General features: G+C 64.7%; 14 protein-coding genes and 1 tRNA gene. 9 read left to right on the top strand and 6 right to left on the bottom strand.

Annotated features, from left to right (window positions below; all coding sequences use genetic code 11):
* Positions 1-55 precede the first annotated feature (55 nt).
* Positions 56-1,432, top strand: a complete 1,377-nt coding sequence (locus YUU_RS0134430; protein ID WP_027526436.1) for a hypothetical protein — start codon at positions 56-58, stop codon at positions 1,430-1,432.
* Here YUU_RS0134430 and YUU_RS0134425 read toward each other — a convergent pair.
* Complete coding sequence (locus YUU_RS0134425) at positions 1,418-2,173, bottom strand: alpha/beta fold hydrolase (protein WP_027526435.1); 756 nt, start codon at positions 2,171-2,173, stop codon at positions 1,418-1,420. The genes YUU_RS0134430 and YUU_RS0134425 overlap by 15 nt on opposite strands.
* 36 nt (positions 2,174-2,209) lie before the next feature.
* The gene (locus tag YUU_RS0134420) at positions 2,210-3,349 is read right to left on the bottom strand and encodes a hypothetical protein (RefSeq protein ID WP_027526434.1); all 1,140 of its coding nucleotides are present in this window, start codon (positions 3,347-3,349) and stop codon (positions 2,210-2,212) included.
* Between the two features lie 302 nt (positions 3,350-3,651).
* Here YUU_RS0134420 and YUU_RS0134415 point away from each other — a divergent pair, with 302 nt between their 5' ends.
* Positions 3,652-3,897, top strand: coding sequence for a zinc-finger domain-containing protein (locus tag YUU_RS0134415; protein ID WP_027526433.1), 246 nt, complete (start codon positions 3,652-3,654; stop codon positions 3,895-3,897).
* A gap of 20 nt (positions 3,898-3,917) precedes the next feature.
* A complete protein-coding gene (locus YUU_RS0134410; RefSeq protein ID WP_027526432.1) occupies positions 3,918-5,120 on the top strand; it encodes an FAD-dependent monooxygenase in 1,203 nt (400 codons plus the stop codon).
* A 15-nt stretch (positions 5,121-5,135) separates the two neighbouring features.
* On the opposite strand, the gene YUU_RS0134405 is transcribed toward YUU_RS0134410, so the two are convergent.
* Positions 5,136-5,582, bottom strand: coding sequence for a hypothetical protein (locus YUU_RS0134405; RefSeq protein ID WP_027526431.1), 447 nt, complete (start codon positions 5,580-5,582; stop codon positions 5,136-5,138).
* A gap of 212 nt (positions 5,583-5,794) precedes the next feature.
* Between YUU_RS0134405 and YUU_RS0134400 the strand changes: the two genes are divergently transcribed.
* Positions 5,795-5,883, top strand: a tRNA-Leu gene (locus YUU_RS0134400).
* Positions 5,884-5,965: 82 nt separating this feature from the next.
* On the opposite strand, the gene YUU_RS0134395 is transcribed toward YUU_RS0134400, so the two are convergent.
* Entirely contained in the window at positions 5,966-7,561 is a 1,596-nt protein-coding gene (locus tag YUU_RS0134395) for a peroxidase family protein (protein ID WP_027526430.1), read from the bottom strand.
* 668 nt (positions 7,562-8,229) lie between these two features.
* Between YUU_RS0134395 and YUU_RS0134390 the strand changes: the two genes are divergently transcribed.
* Both YUU_RS0134390 and YUU_RS62445 read left to right on the top strand, forming a co-directional pair.
* On the top strand, positions 8,230-9,480 hold the full coding sequence (locus YUU_RS0134390; protein WP_027526429.1) for a multidrug effflux MFS transporter: 1,251 nt from the start codon (positions 8,230-8,232) through the stop codon (positions 9,478-9,480).
* Between the two features lie 59 nt (positions 9,481-9,539).
* On the top strand, positions 9,540-9,671 hold the full coding sequence (locus YUU_RS62445) for a hypothetical protein (protein WP_256375318.1): 132 nt from the start codon (positions 9,540-9,542) through the stop codon (positions 9,669-9,671).
* A 6-nt stretch (positions 9,672-9,677) separates the two neighbouring features.
* Here YUU_RS62445 and YUU_RS0134380 read toward each other — a convergent pair whose 3' ends face one another.
* Complete coding sequence (locus YUU_RS0134380) at positions 9,678-11,279, bottom strand: glycosyltransferase family 39 protein (RefSeq protein ID WP_051390029.1); 1,602 nt, start codon at positions 11,277-11,279, stop codon at positions 9,678-9,680.
* A gap of 219 nt (positions 11,280-11,498) precedes the next feature.
* Entirely contained in the window at positions 11,499-13,103 is a 1,605-nt protein-coding gene (locus YUU_RS0134375) for an ABC transporter substrate-binding protein (protein WP_027526426.1), read from the bottom strand.
* Between the two features lie 16 nt (positions 13,104-13,119).
* Between YUU_RS0134375 and YUU_RS59165 the strand changes: the two genes are divergently transcribed.
* The 3 genes from YUU_RS59165 to YUU_RS0134365 all read left to right on the top strand — a co-directional run bounded on the left by YUU_RS59165 (position 13,120) and on the right by YUU_RS0134365 (position 15,683).
* Positions 13,120-13,401: a hypothetical protein gene (locus tag YUU_RS59165; RefSeq protein WP_156944658.1), complete on the top strand. Its 282-nt coding sequence runs from the start codon at positions 13,120-13,122 to the stop codon at positions 13,399-13,401.
* On the top strand, positions 13,376-14,506 hold the full coding sequence (locus tag YUU_RS0134370; protein ID WP_027526425.1) for a M20/M25/M40 family metallo-hydrolase: 1,131 nt from the start codon (positions 13,376-13,378) through the stop codon (positions 14,504-14,506). Before YUU_RS59165 ends, YUU_RS0134370 begins: the two co-directional genes overlap by 26 nt.
* 235 nt (positions 14,507-14,741) lie before the next feature.
* Positions 14,742-15,683 carry an ABC transporter permease gene (locus YUU_RS0134365; RefSeq protein WP_027526424.1) on the top strand — a complete coding sequence of 314 codons (942 nt, stop codon included), beginning with the start codon at positions 14,742-14,744 and terminating at the stop codon, positions 15,681-15,683.
* The last annotated feature ends 7 nt before the right edge of the window (positions 15,684-15,690 follow it).

The following is a 15,690-nucleotide window of genomic DNA, read 5'->3' as shown; positions in this document are numbered from 1 at the left end:
GTGAATTCCGTCTCAACGGTTATTGCGGGCATGGTCGAGAGACGACGGAGACGATTTGAGCATTACGACCGACATTCTGCGCGCCCGCGCCGCAGGGTCCTTGTGGCTGCGGCTCGTCGCCGTCGCCCTGCCCCTCCTCCTGATCGCGCCGGCGTTCTGGAACGGATACCCCCTGCTTCAGTGGGACACTGGCGGCTATCTGGCGCGCTGGTATGAGGGCTATCTGGTCCCGAGCCGCTCGACGGTGTTCGGGCTTTATCTGCATTTGGGCGAGAGCTCGAGCTTCTGGCTCAACCTCGCCGTCCAGTCGCTGGCAACGCTGTGGCTGCTGCAACTGACGCTCCGCGTGCTCGGCCTGATGCAGACCTCCCGCTTCGTCGCGATCAGCCTGGTCCTGATCCTGTCGACCGCGCTGCCGTGGCTTGCCAGCATGCTGCTCACCGACATCTTCGCCGGGCTTTCGGTGCTGTCGCTGTTCATCCTGGTGGTCGCGGGCAACCGGATCTCCGGCATCGAAAAAATCTCGCTGTTCGCCTTCACCGCCTTTGCCGCAGCGACCCACAGCGCGACGCTCGGCGTCCTGTTCGGGCTTTGCGCCGCCGGCTGGTTGGTGCGGCCGCTGCTCGGCAAGCGCCTTCCCCTTGCAGGGCTTGCGCAAGGCAGCCTGACGATCGTCGCCGGCGGGGCCATGCTGATCATGGCGAACCACGCGCTGTCGGGCCAATGGGCCTGGACGCCGGGCGGCTATGGCGTCGCTTTCGGCCGCATGATGCAGGACGGCATCGTGGCGAGGTTTCTGGGCGATCACTGCCCGCGCGAGAGTTTCAAGCTCTGCCCCTACCGCAACGAATTGCCGGCGACCGCGGACGAGTTTCTGTGGGGCAAAAGCATGTTCAACACGCTGGGCCGCTTCGAGGGGATGAACGACGAGATGAGCTACATCGTCGTGCATTCGCTCGCCGACTATCCGGCCTGGCAGGCGGGCGCAGCGCTCCGTGCGATGGGCCAGCAATTGCTGCATGTCGCGACCGGCGAAGGCACCAATGGCTGGATCCCCCACACCTACGGCATCATCGAGCGCTACATCCCCTCGCAGATCGTCCCGATGCGCGCGGCGCGGCAGCAGAACTGGAATCTTGATTTCGATTACGTCAACTGGCTGCACGTGCCGGTCGCGCTCGCCTCGATGCTGGCACTCCTCGCCCTGCTCGGCCATGCGCTGGCAAGCCGACGGCTCGATGATCTGACGCTGCTCGCAACGACCGTGACGCTGGCACTGCTCGGCAACGCCTTGATCTGCGCCGTCATCTCCGGCCCCCACGACCGCTACGGCGCACGGATGGTGTGGCTTGCGACCTTCGTCGTGCTGACGGCGCTGGCGCGCGCCTTCGGCAGCGACGAGCCGGCAGACGACGCCTCAGCCGCGGCGTGACAGGAAGTCGATCACGCCGGTCTTGTAGACCTTGTCACCGACCGCGCGCATGTGATCGCGGTTCGGGATATCAAGCACTTCCGAACCGGGAATGATCTTTCCCAACTCTGAGGCTGAGCCCGCGACATCGTCGGTGGTGCCGACGGCGATCAGGACCGGCACGTCGATGCGTGCGGCTTCCTCCCTCTTCATCAGATCGCGGGTGCCGCGCAGGCACGCGGCGAGCGCCTGGCGATCTGAGCGGGTTTGATCGGCGAACGCGCGAAAGGTGCGTCCGACGGGATCGGTGACGTCGTCGAGCGAGGGTGCTTCCAGCGCCTCGGCCACGTTCTCGCCGGGCCCGGTGCCCTCGATCAGGCCGCCGATGCCGATGCCGCCGAGGATCGCCGAGCGCAGGCGCTGCGGCTCGTTGAGCCCGAGCCAGGCTGTCATCCGCCCGCCCATCGAATAGCCCATCATGTCGGCCTGCGGGATGCCGAGATGGTCCATCAGCGCAAGTACGTCGCCGGCCATGACCGGAATGGAATATTGCGCGGGATCGTAGAGTTTTGCGCTCTCGCCATGGCCACGATTGTCCAGCGCAAGCACGCGGCGGCCGTTCTTGCGCAATTCCGAGACCCAGGTCGGATAGACCCAGTTCACGTTCTTGCTCGAGGCAAAGCCGTGCACCAGGATGATCGGGTCACCCTCGCCTTCGTCGAGATAGGCAATTTCGACTGCGCCGTTGTGAAAGCTCGGCATCAACATAAGTCCGCGTCTGTTGGGGAGAGGGTGATATTAGGCCGCGGCTTCGCCGCCCGCCAGCGCAAGTTGCGCCCGGCGCAGCCGCCGCGCCCGCCTGCGGTCACACCAGGCCTGCGTCAGCCGCTCGGTGGTGGCCTTGATCGAGGACAGGACGCCGAACAGTGTCACCAGCGCGCCGAACAGCCACAGTGCAAGATCGAACGCACCGGTCGCAAGTAGCAGCGCACCGCGGCCGAGCAGCTTCATGATCGCGCGGGTCTTGCCGCCTTGGGCCTCGGCGAGCCGCGCCGCACGCGCAACGTCCTTCGGCCCCTCGGCGACGCGCAGCGTATCGAGCGCGCCGCGGGTGCCCGCCTTTTCGGTAACGCGGGCAACGTCCTTGCCGAGCCTGACCAGTGCGCCAGCCTTTTCGGCCCGGAAAGCGGCCTTGATCGCGCTCGCGGTTTCGCCCGGCCGCAGCACCGAACCGGTGGCGACCGCGTTCTGGAGCATCGGCGTGTCCACCACCTCGCGCGCGGAGCGGCCGGCCCATGCCGCGAGCCCCTCGCCGAGCCGCCCGACCTTGCGGGCGTCCTTCACCAGCGACAGGCCGGCGCGCACCGGCGCCGCACCGCCGACCGAGACATAGGTCGCCGCCGTCACCGCAAGTCCTGCCGCGGCGAGCCCGAGTACGAGGCGGTCGGTCTCCTCGCCCATGGCCAGATGCTTGCCCTCGCGCACGATGTCCCTGACATCACCGATCACGAAGAGATCGCCGGCCACCGTCCCGGAAAGGCTCGCGACGTCGTCGGCATTGCCGGTGACGAGACCGGTGGCAAAACGTTTGGCGAAATGCGAGGTGGAGTTTTCCTCCCGCACGGCGTCGTTGACCCGGCTCAAGAGGTCGTCAGGCAGCGCGATGCTGCGATCGCGCGCGAGCTCGACGAAGCTGTTCGCAAGATCGGCGTCGCGGGCTGCGAGCGCCGCTTCGATATTGTCCTGAACAAGCGCGGCGTTCTCGCCCGGTGTATTCTTGCCCAGAAGGGAATCAAGCTTCAGCTCCGACAGCACGGCCGGATCGTCTTTCGCCGCCAGAACAGCACCCGCCTCGCGCGCACGTGGCACGACCTGCACGAGTACAACGCTGCATGCCACGAGGGTGGTCAACGCGGTGCTGATTCGCAGCCACTTCATGCTCAAGCCTGGATGCCTGCCTGGAAATTCGTTTGGGAATTCGCCTGCCGCCCGGATTTTCGTTCGTCCACAGACATAGTATGCCAGATTTGCGACACAACGGCCCCGACGAAAGAAGGGCTTCTCTGAAGCGACAAGATTGTGTCGAATTTGCATGAGCAAATGAGCATGGGGCAGTTGCAACCTTTTGGTTCCACTGGGCTAGCAATCATCTGCACCCACCAGTATGGTCCGCGGCGTTCAAAGATGCCGCGTCAGTTTTGATTGTGTCTGCCGCCATTGCCACTCCAGGATGAGTTCCGATGTCCGACCATGTCGTCCCGCACTTCCACAACGATGCCGGTGTCCCCGTCATCGAAATTGGCTCGCAGGAGTTCATGTGCGTCGGCGCCAACCCTCCGTTCGACCATCCGCACGTCTTCCTTGATCTCGGCAACGACAACGAGATCATCTGCCCCTATTGCTCCACGCTGTACCGACTCGCGACCGACCTGAAGGCCGGCGAGGCGCGCCCGCCCGAATGCGTGCTGAAGGACAAGGTGGCCTGACCGGCGGCATCCGCTAAGGGGTGGCTGTCTCCCGAACGATCATCATTGCCGGTGCCGGAATCGGAGGATTGACGGCCGCGCTCGCGCTTGCCGCCAAGGGCTTTCGCGTCGTCGTGCTGGAGAAGACCGAGCGGCTGGAGGAAGTCGGCGCCGGCCTGCAATTGTCGCCCAATGCGAGCCGCATCCTGGTCGACCTCGGGCTGCAGGACCGGCTCGGCTCGCGCGCGGTGACGCCGGAGGCGGTCAGCATCATGAGCACGCGCGCCGGCGGCGAGCTGATGCGCCTGCCGCTGGGTGCGGCGGCCGCCGAGCGCGCCGGCGCTCCCTATTGGGTGGTGCACCGGGCCGATCTGCAGGCAGCACTCGCCGCCGCGGTCGCTGACCATCCTGATATCGATTTGCGGCTGGGTGGGACTTTCGAGGACGTCGCCGCGCACGCCAAGGGACTCTCCGTCGTCTATCGCAGCGGCACGTTGCGCCGGAGCGAAGTGGCAAGCGCGCTGATCGGCGCCGACGGCGTCTGGTCTACAGTACGCCAGCATCTGTTTCCGGACGTCGCACCGCGCTTCTCCGGCCTGATCGCCTGGCGCGGCACGTTCGAGGCGACGCAGCTGCCGAAGGAGTATACCTCGCGCCGCGTGCAGCTCTGGATGGGGCCGAACGCCCATCTCGTCGCCTATCCGATCGCAGGCGGACGCCAGATCAACGTCGTGGCGATCGTGCCCGGCACCTGGAACAGGCCGGGCTGGAGCACGCCCGGCGATCACCGCGAGGTGATGGACGCCTTCGCGGCGCCACGCTGGCCAGGCCCGGCGCGGATGATGCTCACCGCGGTCGACAGCTGGCGCAAATGGGCGCTGTTCACGCTGCCCGAGGGCGTCGCGTGGAGCAAAGGCGCGATTGCGCTGGTCGGCGACGCCGTGCATGCGATGCTGCCCTTCGCCGCGCAGGGAGCAGGAATGGCGATCGAGGACGCGGCCGTGCTCGCCGAGCACCTGAGCGGCAACGCCACCGAGAGCGCAGCCAGTATCGCCGCCGCGCTGGCGCGTTATGGCCGGGCGCGCGAGAACCGCGTGAAGCGCGTGCAGCGGACCGCGCGGCAGCAGGGCCGCATCTACCACCTCGCAGGCCCTCTCGCGCTGGCGCGCGATCTTGCGATCCGCACGCTCGGGCCGGAGCGCATGCTGGCGCGGCAGGACTGGATCTATCGCTGGCGCGCGTGAAACGCGACGCTGACTTCAGTGAACGGCGCTGCCGGACTTCGCGCCAGGCGCCGGCTTTGCCCCAGGCTTGGCGGCGGTCGGAGGCACGGGCGGCGCTGGCGGGGGCGTCGGCTCCATGTCGCTGTCGCGGCACTTGTTGCGGCGCCAGTTCTCTTCCACAAGCTTCTGCTGCCCGCGCAGGGAGATATAGTCGTTGCGGTAGGCCAACTCCGAGACCACCGCGCCGCCGGTGCCCGTCTCCGCCTTCGCCATCAGCTTCTCCAGGTCCTCGACGCGCTTGGCGAGGCTCTTGCGCTCGGGGCCGAGCTGCTTGCAGTCCCAGAGCTCGTATTTGCCGGGATCGACGAAGGCCGGGCTGATGGCGTCGCTCACGCCGGCACAGCCGGAGAGCACAGCGCCCAGCGACAGCAGCGCGACCAGCGCAAACGCGCGACGGCGGCGGTTCAGAATCGAAACAGACATGCCGGATTGGTAGTCCCCGTAGATTGACATTGCCTAAAGCAGCCAGAGATGTCCGGATTGAGGCTTGGCCTCATATCCCGGATTGAGGCTTGAGCGGATTGAGGCTTTGCCTTGTGCGGCCGGCTCGCTTAAGGAAGGGCACCCCTCGCCCCGTCCGGGTCCCAAGCCAGGCGGCCAGCAAGGGCTTTAAGTGTTTGATCCCGTTGGATCAAGCGGGCATGGCGGAATTGGTAGACGCAAGGGACTTAAAATCCCTCGGTGCGCAAGCGCTGTGCCGGTTCGACCCCGGCTGCCCGCACCATCACAGGCGCACTTCCGATGCCAAAGGCCCGGCGCGGCGCACCAGGCCCTTGTCTCTCGCGTTCTCGTCAGGCGCGCCGTCCTCAGACCTCGCCGATATACCGCAGCATGTCCCACAGCGTGATGGTGGGCGCGTTGGGCTTGATGACCGAGGTCCAGCCGCTGGCATTGGCGACAGAGCTCTGGTCGTCGTCGAGGATGCCGAAGAAGACTTCGAGCACGATGCGGCCGCCGACCGGGCCGAGCTGGGTGCCGGCGTTGGAATCCTTGTCGGCGACCTTGACGCCGTCCTCGATCTTCATGTCGAACGTGCCGTCGGCCTTGGCGAGGCAGGCCTGGGCTTCGGCCAGCACGTAGAGCCAGAGCGGTGTGCTGTCTTCTAGCTTGCTTGCGTCCGCACTTGGCATTTCTGGCATGTCCTTGAACGACAAGAGGCGCTCGCCGAATACCAGAGGCGGCTGGCTGCTCACGCCGAGCACTGCGGCGACATCCTGGCCCGAGGGCAGCGAGAAATTATAGCCGCGCTTGAGGTTGCGCGCCGCGAGCGAGCGGAACAGCATGTCCTGTCCACCGATCCGCGGCGGCAACACCAGGAGCGGATTCACGAGGCTGGTGTCGATCTTGTAGCTGTATTGCAGGCGGTGTTTGTCGGGCCCGACGTCCACGCCGCCGACCTGTGAGGGGTTGTCGCCCTTGGTACCCGGCGCGAGCTGATCAGTGACGAACAGCGACCAGTCGATGCGGTGACTCTCCGGCAGGTCGCCGAAGCCGACCAGGCTTTCGGCGGCGTTGTCGGCGCCATCGAAGATGCGGCGCTGGAAATTCTCGTTGAGCCGGTAGGCGTTGCGGATGGCCGAATGGCCGTAGCGATAGGCAGCCCCCGTGAATTCCAGCGGCAGCGCGGTGCGATCGCCCTTCTTGTAGAGCTTGTAGGCCTCATCGCCGTTGGCTGCCCGGTCCTGGACGAAGCTGTCATAGACCGGCTTCTGCACGATGCGCTTGAGGAGGTCGGTGACGATGATCGTCTGGTAGGTGAAGCGGACCTCCTGCTGCGCCGTCTGGAACAGCGTTTGTCCGGTCAGGCCCTGCGACTTGAAGAACGCGATCATCGCATTGTGGAAGTGGATGAAGGCGAGCTGAAGCTGGCAGACGATGGAGTTCTCGTCATTGCGGGGATCGCCGATGATGGCGCGATGGCTGCCGGCATCATCAGGCTTATAGTAGATCGTCGAACGCGGCAGGTCGTAAGGCCGATCCATGTTGGTCGCGAGCCGCCCGTCCTCGTCATACATGAAGGGCGATGCGGACGGCCCGAGGCCGTAGAGGCAATCCATGTCGAGCCGCGGCGTGCGCACGTCGTTGGGGAAGCTCGACAGGCCTGGCGGGAGCGTTGCGAGCGTCGAGCGCGTGTCGAAGGTCAGGTCATGGTCGATGAACTGGCCGAGATAGGTGTAGGCCGCGGGCACGAAGGGATTTTCCTCGTCGTCCGGCGTATCGGAGGCATCGTCGAGGCCCTGGTCGATCGCCTTGGCGATGATGCTCACGATCGTGTCGGGATCGGAGAGCTGCAACGATTGATACGTGTCGCGCTTCAACAGGCGCATGAAGCTCGCTTCATCGGAACCCTGCCCGCCATGTCCGCCCTGCAACTGGTCGCTTTTCATTTTCATGTTCGACATTTCAACGCTCCTTCAAAATGGCTGTTTTGAATCAATTCGCGTTATCGTCGCGCCACGCCCCCATAAATCCATTGCGCAGCGGCTGGCGGCAGATCGCCCTCCAGTTGCAAATTGGTCTTTTAGCCATCCGTCCGGTTCAACGCGGCGCACGTGACGCGTCGATTTGATGCAACACGTGATCGCGCGCGCGACCTTTGCGGTGTTTGCCGATGAAGGATTGAGCAAATGGAACTGTGGCTAGATTGTATATTTACTACTTCACAACTGCCACACGCCACTCGCGTGACGAGACCGTGATGGCTCAGGTGTGAAGTGCGTCACATGCGATCATCTTTCTCGCGAACGACGCGAACAGGCGCGCAGCTGGAAGGGCTATGTGGAGCCCGAATGGGTGCGGCCGGCCAACTCGAATGAAGCTGCAGCTCGCACGGAAGCTCCGAGCTCGGCGATTTCGGACAGACCGAAAACTGTGGGTCTCTTCCTGATAAGGCGTTAGCGCCCATAGCGCGGCACCATTTGGCAGCCTAGGTCGCCCGGCCCAATTCACCATCTCCAAGCGGCGCCAATTCTTGCCGGATTCCTGCCCGCCTACCTGCCATCCCCAAATGTGGGTTGTGCAACGCAGCATGCCTACTAAGACAGCCTCTGCAAATGTAGAGGTAGCTTCCTTGTCCGACGTCAATGCCGACAGTTGGGTGTCCTCGGGACACCGCCCGATGGGGTTTCCGGAATTCGTGATCGTGATCGCCGCCATCATGGCGCTGAATCCGCTCGCGATGGACATGATGCTGCCCGCGCTGCCGAACATCGGGGCGGCTTTCCACATTCCCGTCGCCAATCATCTCCAGCTCGTGCTGTCGACCTTCCTGATCGGGTTCGGCGCGGGGCAGTTCGTGATGGGGCCGTTGTCGGACCGGTTCGGCCGGCGGCCGGTGCTGCTCGGCGGCATGACGGTCTATGCGATCGCCAGCGTGCTCGCGGTCGCGGCGCCCTCGTTCGAGACGCTGCTGCTGGCGCGCGCGCTGCAAGGGCTCGGCACCTCGGCAACGCGGGTGATCGCGACCTCGATCGTGCGCGATTGCTATGTCGGCCGGCGCATGGCGAGCGTGATGTCGCTGGCAATGATGGTATTCATCGCCGTGCCCGTGATCGCGCCGTCATTTGGACAAGCGGTGCTGCTGGTGACGCATTGGCGCGGCATCTTCATCGTGCTGATGGCCTACGGCCTCCTGGCGCTCGGCTGGACCGTGCTGCGGCTGCCGGAGACCTTGCCCGAGAGCGAGCGCAAGTCCTTGGCGCCGCGCGACGTGCTCGACGCCTTCCGCCAGACCCTGACCAACCGGCAGACGCTCGGCTACGCGGTTGCCGCGGGCTTCGTCATCGGCTCGCTGTTCGCCTTCGTGTTCTGCGCGCAGCAGGTGTTCACCGGCATCTACCATCTCGGCCATTATTTTCCGCTCGCCTTCGCGGCGATCGCGGCCGGCACCGCCATTGCGGGCTTTGCCAATGCGCGGCTGGTCGGCCGCCTCGGCATGCGCTTGATCTCGCATGGCGCGCTGGTCGGCTATGCCCTCGTTGCCGGCCTCATGCTGCTCACCGCGATCCTGCACGTGCTGCCGCTGTGGCTGTTCATGGTGCTTTCGGCGCTGATGATGTTCTCGTTCGGCATGATGATCGCCAACTTCACCGCGCTCGCGATGGAGCCGCAGGGCCACATCGCCGGCACAGCGTCCTCGCTCTACGGCTCGATCACGACGCTGTTCGGCATCGTCGTCGGCATGACGATCGGCCAGAGTTTTGACGGAACGTTGCTGCCGTTCTCGACCGGCTTCTTCCTGTGCACGCTGGCCGCGCTCGCGGTCGTCGCCGTGGTGGAGAAGGGCCGGCTGTTCCAGCCGCACCATCGCGCGGGCGCTTAAGTCGCGCGCAGGAACTTCCCTCTCCCCTCCATGTTGTCCTGCAGCAATGGAGTTACGACATGGAACCAGAGCGCAAGGATCAGCGCGCGCACGACGTTGACGAGGTCGAGCAGGACGTCTCGGAACGAGAGGAGCCCACCCTGCCCTTCGCGAGCGAAGGCCTCGAGCAGGTGCGCGACACCCACTGTTGATGGAGCTTACTCTCGCGGCGCGCGCCTGCTCGCGCTGAAATCATCCGCGTTGCTGGCGGGCGGATTGTGCCCGTCATCATGCGGCGGCACGAGTAGCACGACGAGCTTGCGCGAGACGCCGCCCCGGCCGAGCAGCGCCGCCTGAAGACTGAATTCACGCCTGACGAAATCGCCGGCACGTGCCGAGGTCTGCTCCATCCAGCCGAGGCAATCGGGCTGGTCGTGGAAGCACAGCGCCGCCCAGCCGCGCTCGAGCGTGCTCTTGCGCGGCAAGCCCCACGTATATTGGTAGGCGAACGGCCGCGAATAATGCGGATGATCGGGGCTGTAGAAGGCGGTGGCAAAGGCCAGCGCATCGTCGCCGCTGACGGCCGAGAGTGGCACGCCAGTGAGATCGCGCCACTGCCGCGTGAGCTCGGCGGCCGCCTCGTGATAAAACTCCCTGCCCTCTTCGTAGCCGTGCGCGTTGCGGTAGGCGGCATGGATGGGCGCCACGACCACGAGCGCGACGAGGCTGACGCCGGCAACCAGCACCGTGGCATTGACGGCATAGAAGCGCTCGATCGGATAGCGCGTGCCGCACACGATCAGCACGACGAACAGGAATAGGCCCTGCAACGCCCATAGCGACGGCAGGTCCGTGCCCACGGCGAGCGAGGTCAACATCGGCAAGAGCAACGTGCCGAGCGCGACGTAGAACAGCAGCTTCAATCCTGAATCCATCGCGACAAAGTCCGCCGGCAGGCGTTTCAGCCGGTGACCTGCAATCATTACCCAGGTGACTGCTGCCGCGCTCATCGCCGCAACGAGGCCGAGCGCAAATGACTTCACCTCGCCGATTGCCGTGACGAGGTCGGCATTGGCATGCGTCAGGGCGTAGGAGAAGGTCGGGGCCCCCGTAGTCGCGAGCCAGTGGAGATGCGGCGACAGAGCCAGAAGCCCCGTGACGGAAGAGATCCAGGGCGAGGCCGACATGAAATAAGCGCGGCACGCCGGATGCATCGCCGCGGCGAGCACGAAGCTCGCGACCAGGAAGACCGAATAGTATTTCCCGACCATCGCCAGCGCCGTCGCAAGACCCGCTGCAATGGCCCACCGCACCGCACGCGTCTCGAAGGCGCGCAGGAAGCAGAAGGTCGCGAGCGGCCAGGTCGCCAGCAGCACGCTATTGGCGTTGAAGCGCTGGGCGTGAAATTGGTAGGCCGGCGTCAGCATCAATAACAGCAGCACCAGAAGCCGCTTGTGCCGGCTCACGAAGCGGCGCGAAATCAGGTCGACGAACCACAGCGCCAGCGCGGCGTTGGCCATCGCCATCAACTGCATCGACCAGTCGCTCAACGCGAAGATCGCGGTCCAGGCGGCCGCCACCCACCCCATCAGCGGCGGATGTTTTGGATAACCCCAGGCAAAATGCCGACCCAGCGTCCAGGCCTCGAGCGTGTCTGGATGCAGGCCGGCGCCGAGATAGGCGATCACGAGATAGAGCGTCCAGACTGCGGTGAAGGCGGTGAGCAGCAGCGGCACGGCCCAGCCGGTCTCCACACCATCGAGCCAGCGCAGGAAGGGACGGCGCCAGCGCGCAGGCGCGTGGTCCGAGCGTTCGGCCATCGCCTGGAATGCAAAATCTATCGGCACGTCATTCAAATCGACGGAGGGGAAAAGAGGCGGAAGAGCGGCGCCATCTATTTCAGCCCTCGAAACAAATGGCAACAATCGAAGACTGGAAAAGTTAAAGGCGGTTGCCTGGCCCAATACGCGGATCACGACGAAAATGGCCGGGTACAAAGTACCCGGCCATCATCGTCAAATCGTCAGGCGGCCTGCCGCCTATTCGGACTTGTCCACGTTCCACCACACTGGCGTCGCCGGGCCATCGAGCACGCCGGTGAGCGACTTGCGCCAGGAGCTCGGCGCCAGATACTGCCCGAGCGGGACGTAGATCACCTGATCGTAGGCTTCCTTCTGGATCTCAGTGGCGATCTTCTTCTGCTCGTCGAGCGAGGGTGCGCGCACGAAAGCGTCCTTGAGTTGCTCGATCTTGGCGTCTTCCGCCCAGCCGAACCAGCCCTTCTTGCCCAGGCCGCCGATCGAGAGATTGGCGATCGGGTTGGAGACGTCGGCAGACACCCAGTTGGTGAAGAACATGTTCCAGCCGCCCTCCTTCGGCGGCTTCTGGCTGGCGCGGCGGCTCACCACGGTCTGCCAGTCGGTCGCCTGGAGGTCGACCTTGAAGCCGGCCTCGCGGAGCTGCTGCGCCGCCACGATCGGCTGCGCCTTCAGCGTGATCACGTCGCCGGGCGCCATGATCACGACAGGCGTGCCGTCATAGCCGGATTCGGCGAGCGCCTTCTTGGCTTCCGCCAGGCCACCGCCCTTGACCAGCGTCTCGGAGCCGACGTCGGTTGCGAACGGCGTGTCGCAGATGAAGAAGGCGCCGCACACCTTGTAGTATTTGGGATTGCCGACCAGCGCGTCCAGCACGTCCTTCTGGCTCATCGCCAGCAGCGCTGCGCGCCGCACCTTCGGATTGTCGAAGGGCGGATAGAGAAAGTTCATGCGGCCGAGCGTCTGGTAGCCGAACTTGTTCAGCACCTCGATCTTCAAATCGCTGTTGGCCTCGAGCACCGGCAGCATGTCCCACGGAATGTTTTCCATGAAGTCGATGTCGCCCGATTGCAGCGCGTTCACCGCAGTCTGCGAGTCCGGCATCGTGACCCACTCGACGCGGTCGACCTTCACCACCTTGCCGCCGGCCGTCCAGCTCGACGGCTCCTTGCGCGGCACATAGTCCTTGTTCTTCTCGTAGACCGCCTTCACACCCGGCTGAAATTCAGCCTGCACGAATTTGAAGGGGCCCGAGCCGATCTGCTCGGGGATCTGCTTGTCGGCCGGTGTCTCGGCGAGGCGCTTTGGCATCATGAAGGCAACGCGCGAAGACGGCTTGCCGATGGAGTCGAGCACGAGGCCGTACGGTTCCTTGAGCTTCAGCGTGATGGTCTTGGCGTCGGTCGCCTCCAGGCTGGCGGTAAAGTCCATCAGCTTCTGGCCCATGCCGTCAACCTTGGCCCAGCGTTGCAGCGAGGCGACGCAGTCTTCGGCGGTCACGGGCGCGCCGTCATGCCACTTCAAGCCGTCGCGCAGCGTGAAGGTATAGGTGAGCTTGTCGTCGGAGATCTTCCAGTCCGCCATCTGCGGCTGGATCTTGAAATTCGAATCGGTCGCGATCAACGTGTCGTAAACCATGTAGCCATGGTCGCGCGTGATGTAGGCGGTGGTGAAGATCGGATCGATGATCCTGAGGTCGGAGTGCATCACCGCCGTGATGGTCTTGCCGGCGGCAAGCACCGGCGAGGCCAGTGCCGTGAGCGCGACGGCCGACAGCGCAAGTTTGGAGACGATTGCGCGGCGTCCCCGGCGCATAAAGTGGAACATCGAAGTTTCTCCTGACGTGAAACTGGTCAAAGGCAGGTTATTGGTTGAGCATTCGGATCGTTCCTTAGGCGAACCAACCTCATGCAATGCCTTTATCTTTTCGAGACTTGCAGAGAGCATCGAAAGCGTCAATCCGCTTTCGCTGCATGCCCATGCCGGCGCGCGCACGGGCTCCGCCCTTGCGCGTTTGGTTCTACAACGCCTCACGCCGATCGTTTCCCGACGCGCAGCGATGCGCGCCTCACGCGTTGCGAAGCCTGAAGAGACCGCCCATGAATCCAGCCAATCTCCCCTTTGATTCCGAGGCCATGCTGCAGGGCCTGCGCGCATGGGTTGAATGCGAGAGCCCGACCTGGGACGCGGTTGCCGTAAACCGCATGCTCGACCTCGCCGCGCGCGACATGGCGATCATGGGCGCGACGATCGAGCGCATCGCTGGACGGCAGGGTTTTGGCGGCGTCGTGCGCGCGCGCTTTCCGCATCCAAAGCAAGGCGAGCCCGGCATCCTGATCGCCGGGCACATGGACACCGTGCATCCCGTCGGCACCATCGAGAAGCTGAGATGGCGGCGCGAGGGCAACAAATGCTACGGCCCCGGCATCTTCGACATGAAGGGCGGCAACTACCTCTCGCTCGAGGCTATCAGGCAGCTGGCCCGCGCCTCGTTCGTGACGCCGCTGCCGATCACGGTGCTGTTCACGCCGGATGAAGAAGTCGGCACGCCGTCGACCCGCGACATCATCGAGGCTGAGGCGGCGCGCAACAAATATGTGCTGGTGCCCGAGCCCGGCCGGCCCGACAACGGCGTCGTCACCGGGCGCTACGCGATCGCGCGCTTCAACCTCGAAGCGACGGGGCGGCCAAGCCATGCCGGCGCCACGCTCTCCTCGGGCCGTTCCGCGATACGGGAAATGGCGCGGCAGATCCTTGCGATCGACGCGATGACCACGGAGGATTGCACCTTCTCGGTCGGCATCGTGCATGGCGGACAATGGGTCAATTGCGTCGCCACCACCTGCACCGGAGAGGCGCTATCCATGGCCAAGCGCCAGGCCGACCTCGACCGCGGCGTCGAGAAGATGCTGGCGCTGTCCGGCACAACCAATGATGTCGGCTTCAAGGTGACGCGCGGCGTCACGCGGCCGGTCTGGGAACCCGATACCGGGACCATGGCGCTGTACGAGAAGGCGCGCGGGATTGCCCGCGAGCTCGGCGCGGAGCTGCCGCATGCCAGCGCCGGTGGCGGCTCCGATGGCAACTTCACCGGAGCGATGGGGATTCCGACCCTTGACGGCCTGGGCGTGCGCGGCGCCAATGCCCACACGCTCAACGAGCACATCGAGGTCGATAGCCTCGCCGAGCGCGGGCGGTTGATGGCGGGGCTATTGGCCACGCTGGAATGAATTGAACAGTGTCATTCCGGGGCGCGTCGAGGACGCGAACCCGGAATCTCGAGATTCCGGGCTCGATGCTTCGCATCGCCCCGGAATGACAGTGTAAGCGTCTCGCAAAACGCGTTGGCTGCATCGCAAAAAGCGCGGTCCGGATGGCACGGGAATTGCTGAATTCTTGGGCTTACGGCAGAACCATGCCATGATGGTGCGTGCTGCCGGTTGACTCTAATCTGACGGATCCAACTTGCTCGGATATCTCGTTCGCCGCATCCTCGCCGCCGTTCCCGTGATGGGCGTGGTCGCGCTCTTCGTCTTCCTCCTGCTCCGGCTTACCCCGGGCGATCCCGCCGCGATTCTCGCCGGCGACAACGCGACGCCAGAGCGGCTCGAGCGCATCCGCGCCTCGCTCGGCCTCAACGAGCCGTTGATCGTGCAATTCATCACCTGGATCAACAAGCTCCTGCACGGCGATCTCGGGACGTCGCTGATTTCGAACCTGCCGGTGCTGAAGATGATCGGCCAGCGCGTCGAGCCGTCGATCTCGATCGCACTCTCCACCATCATCCTCGCCGTCGTCGTCGCGGTGCCGCTCGGCGTGATCGCGGCGTGGAAGCACGGCACCTGGATCGACCGCTTCGTGATGGGCCTGTCGGTGCTCGGCTTCTCCGTGCCGGTGTTCGTGGTCGGCTACGTCCTGATCGAGATCTTCGCGATCGACCTGCGCTGGGTGCCGGTGCAGGGCTTCAAGAGCATCACGGCCGGTTTCGGACCGTTCTTCGAGCGCATCATCCTTCCGACCTGCGCGCTCTCCTTCATCTATATCGCGCTGATCGCGCGCATGACGCGGGCGGCAATGCTCGACGTACTCGGCGAAGACTATGTGCGCACCGCGCGCGCCAAGGGCATCAGCGAGGTCGCGGTCATGATGCGGCATGCGCTGCGCAATGCCGCCGTTCCCGTGATCACCGTGATCGGCACCGGCTTTGCGCTTCTGATCTCAGGCGTCGTCGTCACCGAAAGCGTGTTCAACATTCCCGGCATCGGCCGCCTCACGGTGGATGCGGTGCTGGCGCGCGACTATCCGGTGATCCAGGCGATGATCCTGCTCACGTCACTGATCTACGTCGTCGTCAATCTTCTGATCGACGTCGCCTACACGCTCCTTGATCCGCGGATCAGGTACTGAGGATCAA

Source organism: Bradyrhizobium sp. Ec3.3 (assembly GCF_000472925.1).
Lineage (GTDB): Bacteria > Pseudomonadota > Alphaproteobacteria > Rhizobiales > Xanthobacteraceae > Bradyrhizobium.
This window is presented reverse-complemented; position numbering and strand designations above follow the sequence as displayed.